At 65.7% G+C, this 17,943-nt stretch carries 17 protein-coding genes and 1 tRNA gene; 8 read left to right on the forward strand and 10 right to left on the reverse strand.

What is annotated here, in order from left to right; translation table 11 throughout:
* The first annotated feature begins 12 nt into the window (after positions 1-12).
* The gene (locus AC1REM_RS02950; protein WP_492513255.1) at positions 13-681 is read left to right on the forward strand and encodes an HAD hydrolase-like protein; all 669 of its coding nucleotides are present in this window, start codon (positions 13-15) and stop codon (positions 679-681) included.
* Here the strand turns inward: AC1REM_RS02950 and AC1REM_RS02955 are convergent.
* The 7 genes from AC1REM_RS02955 to AC1REM_RS02985 are packed head-to-tail and all read right to left on the reverse strand — an operon-like array spanning position 678 to position 8,149.
* Entirely contained in the window at positions 678-1,679 is a 1,002-nt protein-coding gene (locus AC1REM_RS02955) for an ABC transporter ATP-binding protein (protein WP_492513256.1), read from the reverse strand. The two genes, AC1REM_RS02950 and AC1REM_RS02955, sit on opposite strands and share 4 nt — an antisense overlap.
* Entirely contained in the window at positions 1,676-2,668 is a 993-nt protein-coding gene (locus tag AC1REM_RS02960; RefSeq protein ID WP_492513257.1) for an ABC transporter ATP-binding protein, read from the reverse strand. Before AC1REM_RS02960 ends, AC1REM_RS02955 begins: the two co-directional genes overlap by 4 nt.
* Positions 2,665-3,381, reverse strand: coding sequence for an arylmalonate decarboxylase (locus AC1REM_RS02965; protein ID WP_492513258.1), 717 nt, complete (start codon positions 3,379-3,381; stop codon positions 2,665-2,667). Before AC1REM_RS02965 ends, AC1REM_RS02960 begins: the two co-directional genes overlap by 4 nt.
* 23 nt (positions 3,382-3,404) lie before the next feature.
* The gene (locus tag AC1REM_RS02970; protein ID WP_492513259.1) at positions 3,405-4,367 is read right to left on the reverse strand and encodes an ABC transporter permease; all 963 of its coding nucleotides are present in this window, start codon (positions 4,365-4,367) and stop codon (positions 3,405-3,407) included.
* Positions 4,364-5,293 carry an ABC transporter permease gene (locus AC1REM_RS02975; RefSeq protein WP_492513260.1) on the reverse strand — a complete coding sequence of 310 codons (930 nt, stop codon included), beginning with the start codon at positions 5,291-5,293 and terminating at the stop codon, positions 4,364-4,366. Before AC1REM_RS02975 ends, AC1REM_RS02970 begins: the two co-directional genes overlap by 4 nt.
* Positions 5,294-5,346: 53 nt before the next feature.
* Positions 5,347-6,336: an aldo/keto reductase gene (locus AC1REM_RS02980; RefSeq protein WP_492513261.1), complete on the reverse strand. Its 990-nt coding sequence runs from the start codon at positions 6,334-6,336 to the stop codon at positions 5,347-5,349.
* A gap of 28 nt (positions 6,337-6,364) precedes the next feature.
* Positions 6,365-8,149 (reverse strand): ABC transporter substrate-binding protein, encoded by a 1,785-nt coding sequence (locus AC1REM_RS02985; protein WP_492513262.1) that lies wholly within the window; start codon positions 8,147-8,149, stop codon positions 6,365-6,367.
* A gap of 123 nt (positions 8,150-8,272) precedes the next feature.
* Between AC1REM_RS02985 and AC1REM_RS02990 the strand changes: the two genes are divergently transcribed.
* On the forward strand, positions 8,273-9,028 hold the full coding sequence (locus AC1REM_RS02990; RefSeq protein ID WP_492513263.1) for an IclR family transcriptional regulator: 756 nt from the start codon (positions 8,273-8,275) through the stop codon (positions 9,026-9,028).
* A gap of 103 nt (positions 9,029-9,131) precedes the next feature.
* Here the strand turns inward: AC1REM_RS02990 and AC1REM_RS02995 are convergent, their stop codons facing one another.
* From AC1REM_RS02995 to AC1REM_RS03005, 3 genes are all read right to left on the reverse strand, one after another.
* Positions 9,132-9,338, reverse strand: a complete 207-nt coding sequence (locus AC1REM_RS02995) for a cold-shock protein (protein WP_492513264.1) — start codon at positions 9,336-9,338, stop codon at positions 9,132-9,134.
* A 730-nt stretch (positions 9,339-10,068) separates the two neighbouring features.
* The gene (locus AC1REM_RS03000; protein WP_492513265.1) at positions 10,069-10,464 is read right to left on the reverse strand and encodes a DUF6389 family protein; all 396 of its coding nucleotides are present in this window, start codon (positions 10,462-10,464) and stop codon (positions 10,069-10,071) included.
* A gap of 80 nt (positions 10,465-10,544) precedes the next feature.
* Positions 10,545-10,628: transfer RNA gene (locus AC1REM_RS03005), tRNA-Leu, on the reverse strand.
* A 191-nt stretch (positions 10,629-10,819) separates the two neighbouring features.
* Between AC1REM_RS03005 and AC1REM_RS03010 the strand changes: the two genes are divergently transcribed.
* From AC1REM_RS03010 to AC1REM_RS03035, 6 genes are read left to right on the forward strand one after another with little or no spacing between them, the layout of a single operon-like run.
* Positions 10,820-11,542 (forward strand): FHA domain-containing protein, encoded by a 723-nt coding sequence (locus AC1REM_RS03010; protein ID WP_492513266.1) that lies wholly within the window; start codon positions 10,820-10,822, stop codon positions 11,540-11,542.
* Positions 11,539-12,051 (forward strand): FHA domain-containing protein FhaB/FipA, encoded by a 513-nt coding sequence (locus AC1REM_RS03015; RefSeq protein WP_492513267.1) that lies wholly within the window; start codon positions 11,539-11,541, stop codon positions 12,049-12,051. Before AC1REM_RS03010 ends, AC1REM_RS03015 begins: the two co-directional genes overlap by 4 nt.
* An 8-nt stretch (positions 12,052-12,059) precedes the next feature.
* Positions 12,060-13,298, forward strand: coding sequence for a PP2C family protein-serine/threonine phosphatase (locus tag AC1REM_RS03020; protein ID WP_492513268.1), 1,239 nt, complete (start codon positions 12,060-12,062; stop codon positions 13,296-13,298).
* Positions 13,295-14,689, forward strand: coding sequence for an FtsW/RodA/SpoVE family cell cycle protein (locus AC1REM_RS03025; RefSeq protein WP_492513269.1), 1,395 nt, complete (start codon positions 13,295-13,297; stop codon positions 14,687-14,689). Before AC1REM_RS03020 ends, AC1REM_RS03025 begins: the two co-directional genes overlap by 4 nt.
* Entirely contained in the window at positions 14,686-16,149 is a 1,464-nt protein-coding gene (locus AC1REM_RS03030) for a penicillin-binding transpeptidase domain-containing protein (RefSeq protein WP_492513270.1), read from the forward strand. Before AC1REM_RS03025 ends, AC1REM_RS03030 begins: the two co-directional genes overlap by 4 nt.
* The gene (locus tag AC1REM_RS03035) at positions 16,146-17,930 is read left to right on the forward strand and encodes a protein kinase domain-containing protein (RefSeq protein WP_492513271.1); all 1,785 of its coding nucleotides are present in this window, start codon (positions 16,146-16,148) and stop codon (positions 17,928-17,930) included. Before AC1REM_RS03030 ends, AC1REM_RS03035 begins: the two co-directional genes overlap by 4 nt.
* The last annotated feature ends 13 nt before the right edge of the window (positions 17,931-17,943 follow it).

Consider the following 17,943-nt stretch of genomic DNA (forward strand, 5'->3'; position numbering starts at 1 on the left):
AGGCTGGGAGGCATGTCTGCCTCTCCCTACACCTGCATCCTCTGGGACGTGGACGGCACGATCGCCGACGCGTCGCCCGGCATCCTCCCGCGACTCGTCGAGACGCTCGCGACCTTCGGGATCGAAGCTCCGGATGCTTCGCAGCTGTCCCACTGGATCGGGCCGCCGCTCGCGCTGTCGTTCCGCGAGTTCGCCGGGCTCGATGAGGAGAACGCGGAAGAGGCCGTCCGTCGTTACCGTGCCCTGGCCGCGCGCGACGGCTACGCGGCATCCGTGCACATCTATGCCGGCGTTCCGGACGTGCTCCGCGCCGTGCAGGCGGCAGGCATCCCCCAGTCGACCGCGAGCACGAAGCCCGAGAATCAGGTCATCGCGATCCTCGAGCACTATGAGCTGCTCCCGCTGTTCACAGCTGTCTCGGCAGCCACGACCGGCCCCGCCGGCAACCATGAGGGCAAAGAGATCGTGGTCGGCCGCGCCTTGGAGCGCCTCGCCGCCGCCGGCACCGACATCTCGCGCCCGGTCCTGATCGGCGACCGCCACCATGATGTCGACGGCGCGAAGCCCTTCGGAATCCCGGTCATCTTCTCGGCTTGGGGATTCGGCGAGCCGAGCGAGGCCGAGGGGGCGATCGCCGTCGCGGAGTCCGCGCAGGACCTGCGCGCGCTGCTGCTTCCCTAGCCGCTGGCACCCGCCCCCGAGCGCACCGGGATGTCGACGGGAAAGTGGCAGGCGGCCGCGTGGTTCGTCGATCCCGTTGATGCGAGGTTCGGCCGTTCCGACGCACAGACCGCCTGCGCGCGATCGCAGCGCGTCCGGAATGCACAGCCACTGGGCAGCTTCAGAGGGGAGGGGACGTCCCCTTGCAGCAGCTTCTCGGCGCCCCGACGCTGCCGCGGATCCGGAACCGGAACGGCATCGATCAGCGCACGCGTATAGGGATGCGCTGGCCTGTCGAACACCTCGTCGACAGGACCGGACTCGACGATGCGTCCCAGATACATGACGGCGATCCGGTCAGAGATCTGTCGCATGATCGACAGGTCGTGAGCGATGAAGACATAGCTGAGCCCGAGATCGCGCGACAGATCCGAGAGCAGATTGATGACCTGCGCCTGCACAGAGACGTCGAGCGCCGCCACGGGCTCGTCGCAGATGAGGACCCTCGGTTCCAGCGCAAGCGCACGTGCAATCCCGACACGTTGCCGCTGCCCACCGGAGAACTCCGAGGGATAGCGGTTGCGGTGGTCGGCGTTCAGCCCGACGCGCTCCAACAGATCGACCACACGCTCCTCTCGCTGAGCCCGGCTCATGCGCTTGTCGTGGATCTCGAACGGCTCGCGCACGATATCGCCGACCGTCATGCGCGGGTTCAGCGAGGTGTACGGGTCCTGGAACACCATCTGAACGTGGCGACTCGACTCGAGGAAGCGGCGTCGACCGCGCGGCATCTTCCTCCCGGCGATCTCGACATGTCCGTCATCCGGCTGCTCCAGGCCCATGAGCAACCGTGCGAGCGTGCTCTTGCCGCAGCCGGACTCCCCGACGATCCCGAGAGTCTCGCCTCTTCTCAGATGGAGGTCGATGTTGTCGACGGCCGTCAGGGTCTGGCCGCGCGTCCGATAGCGCTTCACCAGACCCTCCGCGCTCAGGACCATCTCTTCCCTGTTTCCCGTCATGCGACCATCACCCGCTTCCACTCATGACATGCCGATCGATGCGCCTCATCGATGTCGCGCATCGACGGCTGCTCCTGCACGCAGGCCTCCGTTGCGAAGACGCAACGCGGAGCGAAGGCGCATCCCGCGCCGCGATTTCCGAGCTGCGGAGCCGATCCCGGTATCGAGACGAGTCGCTCGTGCGAGCTCTCGAAGCGCGGGATCGCATCCAACAGAGCGCGCGTGTACCCGTGCGCCGCCTGGCGGAAGAGGGCCTCCGTCGGAGCCTGCTCAGCGAGCCGACCCGCGTACATGACGGCGACGCGATCGGCCTGCTGGGCGACCACGCCCAGATCGTGCGTGATCAGGATGAGCGCCATCTCGCTCTCCGCCTGCAATTCGGACAGAAGCGCCATGATCTGCGCCTGGACCGTCACATCGAGCGCCGTCGTCGGCTCGTCGGCGATCAGGATCTCCGGCTCGAGAGCGATGCTCATCGCGATCATCGCTCGCTGCCTCATCCCCCCGGAGAACTCGTGCGGATACTGATCCACACGCCGTGCGGCGTCCGGGATCCTCACCCGATCAAGCAGCTCGATCGATCTTCTCCGCGCCTCTCGGCGGCCCATCCTGCAATGCACCCGGAAGGTCTCCTCCAGTTGCTGCCCGACCGTGAAGACGGGATTCAGCGCGGAGAGCGAGTCCTGGAAGACCATCGCGATGCGCGATCCGCGAATCGGACGCAGTGCGCGAGGCGAGAGCCCCACCAGCTCCTGCTCACCCAGGCGGATCGAACCGCCGCTGATCCGCCCCGGCGATCCCACGAGTCCCATCAGCGCTCGCGCGGTCACGCTCTTTCCGCTTCCGGACTCTCCGACGATCGCCAGCGTCTCGCCGCGGTCCACACCGAAGGACACATCATCGACGGCATTCGCGACCCCGTCAGCAGTGCGGAACTCCACCGAGAGGTTCGTCACCGTGAGCGCGGCGCGCCCGCTCCGCTCGGTCATGTGCGCACCAGGCGGAAGAGCTGCGAATCGTGCGCGCCCTGCTCCTCCGGTGCGACGAGGCTGACGGCAGACCACAGTCCGGCCAGCGGCGACGAGATGACGGGCACCCCGTAGGCGAGCTCCAGCGCGGTCACTGCGGCGGCGGTGCGCAGGCCACCGCAGGAGATGAGGATGCCGTCGAAATCCTGACTCGACTGCACGGCCTCGATGCCGAGTGCATGGACGCGCTCACCCTCGACGGCGTGCACCTCATCGATCGAGCTGATCGAGAGATGCGCGCCTCCCGCGGGCTGAAATCCCTCTTCGCGCAGGAATGCGAGGAGCTTGCCATGCACCTCCGCGGTGTAGGCGGATGCGACAGCTGGACGGGCCACACCCACAGCACGCAGAGCCTCGACGATCGCCGCGCTCATCGTCGTCACCGGAAGGCCCGTGGCATCACGCATGGTCTGCACGATCTCGTCGTTGAACTCCTTGCCTCGGTAGAAGCTCAGCGATGTGCCCATCAGCACCACCGCGCGCGATCCCTGCGCGCTCAGTCGCTCTGCGGCACCGCGAACGGCGTCGATGACCGAGTCGTATCCGGCGACCGACATCTCCTGGAGGCCCAGTCCCTCGGCCACGAACTCAACCTGCGGGTACACGTCTGGGGCGTCCTGCGGCACCTCTCCGGCGCGCGGGGGAACGATGAGACCGACTGTCGGCGATGACATCCCGTCTCCTTTCTGTGCAGCGCTCATCGCAGCCGCACTCGAGGGTCGATGAGCGCGTAGACGATGTCCACGAGCAGATTCATGATGACGATGAAGAGGGCCGCGAAGATCACGGTGCCCATGACCACGGGAAGATCGCCACTCATCACGCCGTTCACGGCGAAGGATCCGACGCCTGAGATGCCCCAGACCCGCTCCGTGATGATGGTGCCGCCGAGGAGACCACCCAGATCAAGACCGACCAGCGTGATCAGCGGCGCCAGCGACGGCTTGAGCGCAAGGCGTCCGAGGATCCGCGCCTCCCCCATCCCCTTGGCCCGCGCGAACCAGACATAATCGGTGCGCAGCGCATCGATCATCGTGGATCTCACGAACCGCGCATAGACGCCGATGTTCACGAGCGCGATGGTCATCCAGGGAAGGATGAGATGCCGGAACCACCCGGCCGGGTCCTCCGTGAAGGGCACGTATCCGCCGGAGGGGAAGATGGTGATCCCGACCTGGCTCAGCTGGAAGAAGAGGAAGTAGAACAGTGCGAGGCCGATCAGGAAGGTCGGCGCCGACAATCCGCTGAGCGCCAGCACCGAGACCGTGCGATCCATCCAGCTTCCGGGTCGGGTCGCGGCGAGCGTTCCCAGCGGGATCGCGATCAGCACGGCGAGCGCGACGGCGCCGAGCGCCAGCGATGCGGTCGCGGGCAGTCGCGACAGGATCGCCTCCAGCACGGGCTCCTGGGTGCGGAACGAGATTCCGAAGTCGAGCGTGAGGATGCTGCCGAGCCAGTCGAAGTACTGCACAGGCAGTGGACGGTCAAGCCCGAGTGTCTTCTCCACCAGCGCGATCGTGGTCTGATTCGCGCCTTCACCGGCGAACCGCTGCGCGATGCTGCCGGGCGTGCCGACGAAGAAGAGCGTGAAGACCGCGATGCTCACAAGGAGCAGGACGGCGAGTGACGCACAGAATCGCTTCAGCACGTAGCCGGTCATGAGCGCACCTTCCTCTCTCGTCGGGGCCTGGCGCGGCGCAGTTGCGAGGCCGAGTTCGGTTCCAGGGCATCTCGCAGCCCGTCACCCAGGAGGTTGAATGAGAGCGTGGACAGGAGAAGGGCCACCGCGGGGAACAGGATCGACCACCACGCGATGGCGTAGTTCCCCTGGTTCTCGGCGATCATGCCGCCCCAAGTCGGCGCCGGGGGCGGAACGCCGAGCCCGAGGAAGGAGAGCGATGCCTCCATCACGATGATCTGCGGAATCAGCAGGCTGCCGTAGGTCAGCACGGGGCCGGCGATGTTGGGCAGAATATGGCGGGTCACCAGTCGGAAGTCGCTGGCCCCGAGTGTCGTCGCCGCCTTGATGTAGTCGAGCTCGCGAATCGTGAGAACCAGGGAGCGAACCATGCGCGCCACGGTGCTCCAGCTGAAGAACGCGATCGTCAGCATGAGGATGCCCACGCTCGCACCGTGGATCACGACCACGGCCATCGCGATGACGAGGAACGGCAGCGCCACCACGAAGTCGATGATCGCGGAGAGCACGATGTCGACGAAGCCGCCATAGAGACCGGCGATCGTCCCGATGATCGTCCCGATCACGATGGCTGCGAGCGCGCTCACGATCGCGATGGCGAACGTGTTCGTCGTTCCCAGCAGGATGCGTGAGAGGACGTCGCGTCCAACGAAGTCGGTTCCCAGCCAGAACTCCGGGCCAGGCCCGACGGGGATTCCCGCCGGGCTCAGTCCGTTCTGGCGATCGGGAGTGATCGCATCCTGCCCGAGCGCTGCGACGATCACCGGCGCGAAGAGCGCCACCAGGGCGAGCAGAGTGATCACGCTGAGCGCGATGACACTCGTGCGATCGCGGAGCAGACGGCGCAGCACCGCCCACGATGTGCGTTCGACCGGACGCCTGATCACCTCAGTCCGTGGCGGTCGAACTGCGCCGCCGCGCCGGTTCTCGTCGACGTGCGTCATCGCTCGCGGTAGGGATCTTCGTCGGGCTGAACGATCGACCCCGGAGGAACATCCAGACGGTGACCGTCGATCTGGACAGCCTCGTCGAGAAGCCCGCGGATCTCCGCGCCGTGCGCGTCCGCGAGCGCGACCGACTTGAGGTTCGTGTCGAGTTGCGCCACGGAGGACGCCCCGAACAGCACGGTTCCCGTGCCTTCGAACGCCAGCGCGTACGCCAGCGCGAGTTCGGCCGTGGTGACGCCGAAGCCGTCCGCGATGCGGGTGATCTCGGGCATGGCGGCCACGATGTCCTCTCGGATGCGGCCGGGGTCGCGTCCCAGCACACGCGCGGTCGTGCCTGCGCCCTCGGTGCTCTTGCCCGCCAGCACGCCGCCCTCGAGCGAGTCGGAGGCCTGCATCCGCACGCCGCGCTCAGCGAAGATCCGACGGTAGCCGTCGCTCTCACCGACCGATCGTCGGGCGACGTTGTACTTGAGCTGCATCAGCACCGGAAGCGGCGCGGAGTCCGCTTCGAAGGCGTCGAGCACGGTGGTGAAGTGCTCGGGACTCCAGTTGATTCCGCCCCAACTGCGAGAGAGGCCGGCGTCTACGAGCTTTCGCGCATCGTTGGCGTGCTGCACCGGATCGTCGACTCCCCAGCGCGGACCGTACAGGAGGACGATGTCGACCACGTCGCGCTTGAGGCGGAACAGGGTCTCCTTGAGTTCAGAGACGACATCTGCGTCGGGGTCGCTCCCCTTCCACACCTTCGTCATGATGCGGGTCGTGTCGGGGGCGCCAGCGTCTTCAAGTGCTCGCGAGAGGATCACCTCGGTGTGCGGCGCCCGCGTGTAGTGAGCCACGTCGAAGAGGGTGATCCCTGCTTCGAGGGCCCGCGAGACGATGTCGACGATCTGGCGATACTCCAGTCGCGAATACGTCTCATATGATCCGAGCGACAGCGCCGAGACTTCCATGCCCGAATTGGGCAGCACGGAGTACTTCATAGCTTTCCTTCCAGCTGTTCTTGTGCGATCAGTCTTCGAGCCAGACGAGGCCCGGTTCGATGTTGTTGAAGCCGAGGTTGATCGCACCGCCGTGCAGCCGCTTGCTGTGGTAGAGGCTGATCTTCCCCGAGATGAGAGGCACGATCGCCGCGTCCTCCATGATCTTGCGGTCAACCTGCGCCCAGATCTTGGCGGCAGCGGCAGCATCCTGCTCGCCTCGCGCCTTCTCCATGAGGGCGTTGACCTCGTCGTTGTCGTAGCACGTCGGGTTCGTCGTGCTCGCTTCGCAGTCGACGCCGTAGAAGCCAGGCATGATCATCGTGCGTGCACCGTTGCCGATCCACTTCGGCGAGAGCGCCTTGAGCGTGATGTCCCAGCTGCCCGCCGCCGTCGCATCGCGGTTGAGCACGTACTGTCCGTCGACGTTGGCCCCGGGTGTGGGCATGAGGTTGAGCCGGATGCCGGCTGCGCGCAGGTCGGGTTCCAGTGCCTGGGCGTAGGAGTCGTAGCGCGATCCGGAAGCGTAGACGAAGTTGAGGTCGATTCCGTCGGGGTAGCCGGCCTCGGCGAGGAGCTTCTTCGCCTTCTCCGCATCCCCCTCGTCACCGGGCGTCTTGTAGAGGTTGAACGGTTCATAGCCGTCGACCGCCGCGCTCAGCAGCTGATGGTGCGGCTGCTTGACGTCGGGGCCACCGCCGACCTGCGCGACGGCGATCTTGTTCACCGCATAGTTGATCGCCTGACGCACCTTGAGGTCTGCCAGTGCCCCGCCATTGTTCGGCGACTGCAGATTGAGCAGGATGTACGGATTGACCGCCCCGTCCTCAAACTGGACCAGCTGCGGGTCCTTGGTGGCCATCAGTCGCTGCAGGTCCGCCGTCGGCACGGACTGGTCGAAGTACGAGTCCGCCTCGCCCGTCTCGATGAGGCGCTGCACTCGACCCGGGTCGGTGTTGTTCATCGCGATCTCGATGCCGTCGATGTAAGCCTTGCGATAAGGGTCACTCTCGATCGTCCATGCAGGGTTCCGCTCCAGCGTGAGCTTCTGGTCGGGCACGTATGCCGCGATGCGGTACGGGCCCGAGGCAATGTAGTTCTCGCGCAGCTCTGGGGAGTCCGGCAGATAACCGAGGATCTCCTCCGGCACCGGTGCGACTGCAAGCTGAGTCAGAACATAGGAGAAGTCGTTGGAGGGGTGCTCCAGCGTGATCGTCAGCTCCTGGCCGTCGGCGACGATGCCCTCGATGTCCGTGCTCTCGACGAACTCCTGGATGGCACCGACCTCGGGGGCCACATTCGCGAAGGCCTCGCAGTACTCGGTCATCCCCTTGATCACGCCGATGTAGTTGTCGAGCGAGCCGCCTGGACGCACCGGGTTGCACAGACGCTTGAACCCTCGAGCGGCGTCCTCGGCGGTGATGGCGCGCGCCGGCTCGGTGTCCCACTGTGCGCCGTCGCGCAGCACGATCCGATACTCGGTCCCGTCCGCACTGATCTCGGGTGCGTCGGTGGCCAGGTCGGCCATCGGGGTCTGCGCCACGGTCTTGTCGTCATCGGTGGGCAGGATGTAGAGCTGTCGGGTCAGCGCGCGGTGCGCGAAGATTCCCGTCGACCGCGTGACGATCGGGTCGAAACCGCCGATGTCGGAGCCACCCGCGACGCGGAGGATCCCGCCGGTGACGGCGTCGCCCTCTGCATTCGATCCTGCCTCGGCGGGCGCCGGGGCGCTGCATCCGCTCAGTACCAAAGCGGCGCTGGCGGCGATCACGCCCGCAGCCAGAGCCGCGCGCGTGAGGCGAGTTGATGACTTCATACCAAACTCCTTCGTTCAGTCGTGGCAAGATCTCGACTAGGTTGTTTCATCGAGAATGTTCCGTGTGGCGGAACGGTGACCCGTGTGGCGAGACATGTATAGCCGACCAAAGGGGGTACGTCAATGCGAAGCGTTGACCGCGCGCTGGAAGTTCTCGAGAGCATCGCCGACCTGCAACCCGTGGGGGTGAGCGAGATCGCCCGACATCTGGGCGAGCCGAAAAGCTCCGTGCAGAGAGCGATCGACACGCTGGCCGAGGGACGGTGGATCACGAAACAGGATCCGTCACGTCCGCTGTGGGTTGTCGCGGTGCGCACCGCACTGCTCGGACGGGGCTTCGCCGAGCAGTTCAGCGTCAGCACCCTGGCGCTCGAGCAGATGGAACGCCTGCGCCAGATCACGCAGGAGACGATCCACCTGGCCGTCCCGCGCGACGCCTCCGTGATCCTGGTGGAACGGCTCGAGAGCCCACATCCCGTTCGCTACGTGGAACCGCTCGGGGGCGCAGCGTCGATCTTCCGCACAGCGACGGGCAAGTCGATCCTCGCGCATCTCCCCGCGGATCAGAGGCGCCGGCTCGTGAATGACCACCCGGCAGAGCTGGTTGCCGCGGGCATCACGGCCGAAGAACTCGAACGAGAGCTCGCGGATGTGCGCACACAGGGCTTCTCGACGACGTCACGGTGGCGCGAGGAGGTGTTCGCGATCGCTGCGGTCGTGATCGGCGATGAGGGTCAGCCCGTGGCGGCGATCAGCATCTCGGCTCCGAGCTCGCGCGTCCCGTCCGAGACGCAGGTCGAGTACGCCGACCTCGTGCGCTCCGCAGCTGCCGAGATCGGACGCCTCGTGCGAGCCCGCTCCATGTCCGGGTCCAGATGACGCCCGGCTGAACACCCAGAGACACAGAACTCCCCGGGTTGCACGTAGTTGTGCATCCCGGGGAGTTCCTGAGAAAACTTGCGCGGCGAACCGCGACCGTCACTTAGATAGGACGGATGTTCTCGGCCTGCAGGCCCTTGGGGCCCTGCGCAACGTCAAACTCAACGCGCTGGTTCTCGTCGAGCGAGCGGTAGCCGTTTGACTGGATGGCGGAGTAGTGCGCGAACACATCGGCGCCGCCGTCATCGGGGGAGATAAAGCCGAAGCCCTTCTCCGAGTTGAACCACTTAACTGTGCCCTGGGTGCTCATTTACTGCCGTTCTGCTGATGGGGCGAAGCCGACGCAGGATGCACCGACGAAGCCCACGCTAGTAGAGCAAGTGCAAGTTGGCGCAAGATTTGAGACCAGAAGGTAACCCAAATGTTGCATGAAGACCCGTTTTGGGTGCTACGCGCGTGCGATACCGGGCAAAAAATGTGGCCCTCACCGCGGGGGGAGCAGTGAGGGCCGAAGACGACCGGAGGGTGCGTCAGACTCCACCCTATCGTGCTTCTGAGATTTTTGTCCCCCATTTGGGGGACAAATCTGAACTTTGGTGGCACAATGATCTCGGGGGAGGACAAAAACGCGAAGTTCCCGATCGCGAATGGGGTCGCAATCGAGATCGTCGCTCACCTGGACCGCGTGAAAACTGGAGAGCATCGCTGATCTTGGGGAATCGGCAACGTTGGACGTCTCGAGCACCGACAACACTTGCACCCACAGCACACGCGGCCCAGGTCCGGACTCTTGACGATCGCGTCGTCGATCGCACCGAAGAAGAATGATCCCCTCGAGTGTTTCATTGGGGACGAGCACTCGAGGGGACCCATTTGCCTACGCCAGATCGCCGGCTCTGGGGAAGCCTCACTCGTGGATCTGGGGAACCCACGCTTCGCGATCAAATCCCCGGCGCATGCGACTCTCACATTAGGGGAGCGTAGGGTCCTTGTAAATGCTCCTTCTTTGGCGTTATGACACTTCTGGTCACCGCAGAACGTCAGTAGTACGCGAGCACTTCGAGAGCCGGGCCGGTCGGCACCAGTGACCCGACCCAGCGGTCCACCTCGTCGACCACGACGTCCTCCAGCTCATCGCGACTCCAGCCGCGTGGACACGCGGGAACCTGCGGCTCCCATCCTTCTTCGGTCCACGTCACCCCGAACAGGTGGCGTTCCTTCTGAAACCGCTGGTTGAGCGCGAAGACATCCGCGCCCTCGAACTGCGCGTAGACATCGAACGGCCCTTCACCGTCCTGCCCGACGAAGACGCCGATGGTCAGCGTGACATCCACCGAGTCGGTCGCATCAAGAAGACTGCGCAGCTGGGCGGATGCTCCCGCGCTCGCGCGCTCGAGAATCGGACGCAGCGCGGCGAGATACTCCTCTTTCGACATGACGCCCAGCGTAGCGGCGGGGCCTCGACGACTCCCCCTATGCAGAGAAGGCGACCCCTCTCGGGACCGCCTTCTGTTTGTGCGCGAGGGGGGACTTGAACCCCCACACCCTTGCGAGTACTGGCACCTGAAGCCAGCGCGTCTACCTATTCCGCCACTCGCGCATGTCGTGCTCCGAAGAACTCAACTTCCCGAGGATATCACGCGTTGTGACACCATCCGAACCCGCGTGCGGCCCGGGAGCGGCGTGCGCAGGCGAGCGGATCGAAGAACTGCCCGGTACGGCCCGGAATCGGGCGGCATTCAGGTCATCTGACTACGATGGCGTTACCGATCGGTCAGCCATGGGAGCCCAGTGGGACTACTAGACAGCTTTGAGAAAGGTCTTGAGCGCGCTGTGAACAGCGCCTTCGCCAAGACCTTTCGCAGTGGCATCCAGCCGGTGGAGATTGCTTCGGCGGTGCGCCGCGAACTCGACACCAAGGCGGCTGTCGTCAGCCGTGACCGCATCATCGCACCCAGCAACTTCGTCGTTCATCTGAGCGGTGAGGATGCCGCCGCGATGAACGGTCTCGGCTCCGCTCTCACTGACGAGCTGCACACGCTCGTCGCGAAGCATGCGCGTGCGCAGGGCTACAGCTTCGCCGGTCCGCTGTCGATCACGCTCGAAGCCGATGACAAGGTCGCGACCGGCACGGTGCATGTCGACTCAGGCTCGTCGCAGGGTCGGGTGACATGGCAGGCCGTGCTCGAGGTCGACGGCCGGCGACACACTCTCACTCAGGCGCGCACCGTGGTGGGCCGCGGCAGCGACGCCGATCTGACGATCGCCGACTCCGGATCGAGTCGCAAGCACGCCGAGATCCTCTGGGACGGCGAGCGCGCCATGATGCGCGATCTCGGTTCCACGAACGGCACCAAGGTCGATGGCGTAAAGGTGCGCGAGGCGCCGCTCACCTCCGATACCGTCATCACTATCGGACGCACCGACCTGGTGTTCCGCGTTGTTCCGGTCGCCGCGCGCCCCCGCTCGACTGGGGGCGACGATGCCACCCGCACCTTTGGAGTGATGCCATGAGTGAGCTGACTCTGCTTATTCTGCGCATCGGCTTCCTGGTGCTGCTGTGGTTCTTCGTGTTCGCGGTGGTCTATTCGCTTCGCGCGGATCTGTTCGGGGTACGGGTGCGAAAGATGCCCCAGACTGCGGATGCCACGGCGGGATCCGCTCCGCAGGTCGCCGCCGCGCCGAAGGCCGCTCCTGCGCGCAGCCGTGCAGGCGAGCCGGCCACGGCCACCTCCGTGAAGACGCTCGTGATCACCTCGGGTCCGAAAGCGGGGCTCGAGATTCCCCTGGAGTCGGAGTCGATGACGATCGGCCGTTCGAGCGAGTCGGGTCTCGTCATCCGCGATGACTACACCTCCAGCCACCACGCGCGTCTGCAGTTGCGCGGCGGCCAATGGGTGATTCAGGATCTCGACTCCACGAACGGCACATTCCTCAACGGCCAGCGCGTCAGCGGCACCGCCGCAGTCGCGATCGGAACGCCCATCAAGGTGGGCGCCACCACGTTCGAGTTGCGAGCCTGACCGCCGCCATGGTCTTCGAGGGCTCGAGCGCCGCGATCTCCCATACCGGGCGGGTCCGCTCCAACAACCAGGACTCCGGGTACTCCGGGGCGAACCTGTTCGCCGTCGCTGACGGCATGGGCGGCCACGCAGGCGGAGACGTCGCTTCGAGCATCGCGATCCACCGCCTCGAGGGCCTGGATCAGGGCTTCCCCTCGACACAGGATGCACAGGCGTCGCTGCAGGCGGCGGCGACGACGGCGGCTGGCGACCTGATCCGTGCGGCGAAGGATCGACCCGAGCTCGCCGGCCTCGGCACGACGCTCAGCGCGATCATCATGGTCGATGACTATGCGGTGATCGGTCACATCGGCGACTCGCGCATCTATCTTCTGCGTGACGATGAGCTGACGCAGATCACCGCAGATCACACCTTCGTGCAGCGTCTGGTCGACTCGGGCCGCATCACACTGGAGGAGGCGCGCTATCACCCGCGCCGGTCCGTGCTCATGCGCGTGCTCAGCGACATGGATGCCGACCCGGAGCTCGACATGTTCGTCATGCCGACGCAGCCCGGTGATCGCTGGCTCCTGTGCTCCGACGGACTCTCCGGCGTCGTGGACGATGCGCACATCGAGAAGGTGCTGCGGATGGGCTTCGCGCCCGGACGCTCGGCCGATGTCCTGCTGAAGCAGGCTCTCGATGGCGGCGCACCCGACAACGTCACGATCGTCATCGTCGACGTCGGCGGTCACCACCCGCTGATGTCCGGTACTCCGACGATCGTGGGTTCGGCGTCGAACCCGCAGGGCGTGATCATCCCGGCTGCGCGTGCCCCTCGCTCGAACTGGCTGCACCCCGTTCGCCAGGCCGCGAACGAGCCGTCTCACTTCGAGCCCGCGGCGGAATACCTCGAAGAGCTCATCGAGGAAGACCGCCGCCGAGCGCGACGACGCCGCGTCGGCTGGTTCGCAGGCTTGCTGCTCGTCATCGCGATGCTCGTGGGGGTCGCATTCGCCGGCTACGCCTGGACGCAGACGCGCTACTTCGTGGGCGTCGACGACGGTGTCGTGGTGATCTACCAGGGCATCCAGCAGGACATCGGCCCCATCTCCCTGTCCAGCGTCTGGGCACAGACCAGCATCGAGGTCGATGACCTTCCCGGCTTCGACCGATCCCGCGTCGAGGCGACGATCACCGCTCGTTCGCTCGACGATGCCCAGCAGATCGTCCAACGTCTGCGCGATTCGGCGAAGGAGGGCCGATGAGCACCGATCAGATCGACGTCTCGGCCGACACGAGCGTTGTGCGCGCGCTGAAGAAGATCCGAATGCCGCAGTCGCAGCGCAATCGCGAGTTCTGGCTCCTGCTGTTCGCGAGCGCCGTCTCGGGTGTCGCGATCACCCTCGTGCAGTTCGGCGCACTCGGACAGGTCGACCCGATGATCCTGTTCATCGGCGGCGGACTTGCCGTGCTCGCGTTCGCGTTGCACATCGTGCTGCGATTTGTGGCGTCCGATGCGGATCCTTTCGTGCTTCCGATCGCCACGGCTCTGACGGGTCTCGGCATCGCGATGATCTACCGGATCGACATCGCCCAGCGGAACACCGGCTGGGAGGCGTTCTCGAACAAGCAGCTCGCGTGGACGGCGATCTCGCTCGCCGGCGCGATCGCACTCGTGATCGTTCTCCGCAACTACCGCCTGCTGTACCGGTACACGTATCTCTCAGGGCTCATCGGCATCATCCTGCTGCTGCTCCCCTTCGTTCCGGGTCTGCGCGTCGCCGACGCGAACGCCGACGTGTGGGTCTCGCTCGGCGGCATCTTCTCGTTCCAGCCCGGTGAGCTGGCGAAGATCTTCCTGGCGATCTTCTTCGCGGGTTACCTGGTGCGCACCCGCGAGAGCCTGTCGTCCGTGGGCAAGCGGGTTCTCGGAATCACCTGGCCGCGCATGCGCGAGCTCGGGCCCGTCATCGTGGTGTGGCTGATCTCGCTCGGCATCATCGTGAGCCAGCGCGACCTCGGTACCGGCCTGCTCATCTTCGGCATGTTCGTCGCGATGCTCTACGTCGCCACCGGCAAGACGAGCTGGGTGCTCATCGGCCTCAGCCTCGTCGCGGTCGGCGCCGTGATCGCCACGCAGATCCTCTCCTACGTGCAGGGGCGCTTCCGCAACTGGCTGGACGCCTTCAACCCCGACCTGATCGCGGCCGACGGCGGCAGCTACCAGCTCGTGCAGGGCATCTTCGGACTCGCGCACGGCGGACTCATCGGCACCGGCCTCGGCCAGGGACGGCCGCACCTCACGCCACTCTCGGAGAGCGACTACATCATCCCGAGCCTCGGTGAGGAGCTCGGCCTGATCGGGCTCTTCGCGATCCTCTGCCTCTACATGGTGTTCGTCAGCCGCGGTCTGCGCATCGGACTCGCGGGGCAGGACGACTTCGGCAAGCTGCTCGCAACAGGCCTGTCGTTCACGATCGCTCTGCAGGTGTTCATCATGGTCGGCGGCGTCACACGTGTCATCCCCCTCACGGGTCTGACGACGCCTTTCCTGGCCGCAGGTGGCTCCTCCCTCGTCGCGAACTGGCTCATCGTCGCGCTTCTCCTGCGAATCTCCGACGGAGTCCGCCGCCAGCCCCGGGTGGTGATCGGATGACCAAGGAACTGCGCCGTATCAGCATCGTGATCCTGCTGATGTTCATGTCACTGTTCGCCGCGATCAGCTGGATTCAGGTGATCGAGGCCGAAGCGCTCGGACAGCATGAGCAGAACCGCCGCACGCTGCTCGACAGCTACGAGATCCAGCGCGGGTCCATCCTCGCCGGCGGCACGCAGATCGCGTCCTCCGTGCCCGCCGACGACATGTTCTCGTTCCAGCGCGTGTACGTCGATTCCGCGATGTGGTCACCGGTCACGGGCTACTACAACCCGGCACTCGGCAGCGCGACGGCGATCGAACGCGCGCTCAACAGCGAACTGTCCGGCACCGGAGGCACGAACTTCTTCGCGAGCATCGAGCGCATCATCTCGGGCCAGCCGCAGCGCGGGGCGAACGTGGTGCTCAGTCTCGATCCCGCGGTTCAGCAGGTGGCCTATGACGCGCTGGTGTCGGAAGGATACGAGGGCGCGGTCATCGCGATCGAACCTGCCACCGGTCGTCTGCTGGCGATGGTGTCGACGCCGTCGTATGACACGAATCTGATGGCGGTGCACGACGCGGATGCTGCGGAGGCGACGTTCGCGGCGCTCGAAGACGATCCGGCCGATCCGCTCTCGAACCGTGCGATCGCGGGAAACATGAACCCGCCCGGATCGACGTTCAAGATCGTGACGGTGGCGACAGCGCTGGCATCCGGCAAGTACACGATGGACTCGATGATGCCGAACCCGGCGTCATACACGCTGCCTGGAACCAGCACCTCCGTGCAGAACGCCTGGGGCGGCGCCTGTGGCGCCGGCCCCACGGTATCGATCGGAGATGCGCTGAAGCTCAGCTGCAACATCCCGATGGCTGAGCTCGCCGTCGAACTGGGCGACGATGCGATCCTCGCGATGGCGGAGAAGTTCGGCTTCAACAAAAGCTTCGACATTCCGCTGGAGTCCACGCCCTCGAGCTATCCGAGTGGACTCGATGCTGCTCAGACGGGCCTAACCGGCTTCGGTCAGGGTCCGGTCATCGCGAGCCCGCTGCAGATCGCCATGGTGTCGGCCGCCGTCGCCAACGGGGGTGTCGTCATGAATCCGCGCATGGTCGACAGCATCCTCGGTGACGACCTCTCCGTACTGAAGGCGTTCGAGAACTCGGAGTTCGGTCGGGCACTGACGGCGGATGAAGCGAAGGCGCTCACGCAGGTCCTGGTCGCCGGCGTCCAGAGCGGCGCGGCACAGGGTGCAAGAATAGACGGAGTCGATGTAGCCGGTAAGACGGGCACGGCGGAGAACGGTGACGAAAAGCCATACACGCTGTGGTTCACCGGGTTCGCGCCGGCTGACAATCCGGAGGTCGCTGTTGCCGTTGTCGTCGAAGACGGTGGCGGCAAGGGTCAATCCGGTTCGGGTGATGAGATCGCATCCCCGATCGCAAAGAAGGTCATAGAGGCGGTGCTGAGCAGATGAGGCCGACGCAGGGTGTGTCGTTCGGTGGTCGCTACGAGCTGTTGTCGCGTATTGCGATCGGTGGCATGGGCGAGGTGTGGGAGGCGACGGATCACGTCATCGGACGAACCGTCGCCATCAAGATCCTCAAAGACGAGTACATGGGAGACCCGGGGTTCCTCGAGCGTTTCCGTGCCGAAGCTCGTCACGCCGCCTTGGTCAACCATGAGGGCATCGCGAGTGTGTTCGACTACGGCGAGGAGAACGGCAGCGCCTACCTCGTCATGGAACTCGTGCCCGGCGAGGCTCTGTCGACGATCATCGAGCGTGATGGCTCGCTGAGCGCAGATAAGACGCTCGACATCGTCGCGCAGACCGCCGCAGCTCTCCAGGCCGCGCACGCCGCAGGCCTCGTGCACCGTGATATCAAGCCCGGCAACCTGCTGATCACGCCCGACGGCCGCGTGAAGATCACCGACTTCGGCATCGCCCGCATCGCCGACCAGGTGCCGCTCACAGCCACGGGTCAGGTCATGGGCACCGTCCAGTACCTCTCTCCGGAGCAGGCATCCGGTCATCCGGCATCTCCGGCGACCGACATCTACTCGCTCGGCATCGTCGCTTACGAGTGCCTCGCGGGCAAGCGCCCCTTCACCGGCGAATCGCAGGTCGCGATCGCGATGGCGCAGATCAACGAGCAGCCCCCGCCGCTGCCGACGACGATCCCCGTCCCCGTGCAGAACCTCGTCATGGCGATGATCGCCAAGAAGCCGGCAGAGCGTCCGTCTTCTGCGGCGACCGTGGCGCGCGCTGCGCAGGCCCTGCGTCGCGGCGACCTCAACTCCGCCGCCATCGCCATTCCGGCGATCGCAACGGGTGTCGGCGGCGCGCAGGACGACATGACGCAGCTGCTGACGCCCGGCGTCGACAGCGCCACGCGCATCCTTCCGGCGACGGCCCAGATCCCGACCGATCAGAACGTCGACGCCGAGACTCCGGCGAAGAAGAAGCGCAGCCCGTGGACCTGGCCGCTCATCGCGCTCATCGGACTGCTCGTGGTCGTGCTGATCGGCACCGTGATCGCTCTGATGACCAATCAGGGCACGCCCGAGACCAAGCCCACCGGCACCGCGACCTCCTCGGCATCGCCGTCGACGTCTCCCAAGCCCACCCCGAAGCCCACGACGGAACGCGTCGACATCGCAAGTCTGGGTCTCGTCGGCCTGACCTGCGACGAGGCAAGCACCAAGGCGCGGGAAGCCGGGCTCGAGCCCGTCTGCGCCGCAGGTTCGGCGGCACCGTCCGACGACAAGATCGGCACAGTCGAGAAGATCTCGCCCTCGTCGGGCAACGTCGACAAGGGCACCACGGTCACGCTGACCATCTACGGCGATCGGATCCCCGTGGGCGAGCCGACCAGCGCTCCCGCTCTGGTCAGCGGGAGCGAGGTCGAAGCCAGCACGACGGTCGACATCAAGTGGGCCGCCTTCACCTGCCCCAGCGGCACCGGCAACGTCAGCGGCTACAACGTCACCCTGACGAACGGCACGTTCGTCATGAACGGCTCGTCGACCGCCACCTTCGGTGCGAACGAGCTGCGTGCGACGATCTCGGTCGCGAATGCCCCGGGGCAGCAGCTGACGGCCATCTACACGGCGCTCTGCTCGGGCGGTGACGGTGGTGACCGACGCGAGTCCGGTCCCTCGCCGCAGATGTCGGTGCCGATCGTCGCAGGCGGTTCCACCGACGGGACGACCGACGGCACGACAGACGGTGCCACAGACGGCGGTTCCGCAGGGTAGTACGGGTAGCCTT

The organism is Microbacterium sp. GW823-FHT02G05 (assembly GCF_058797175.1).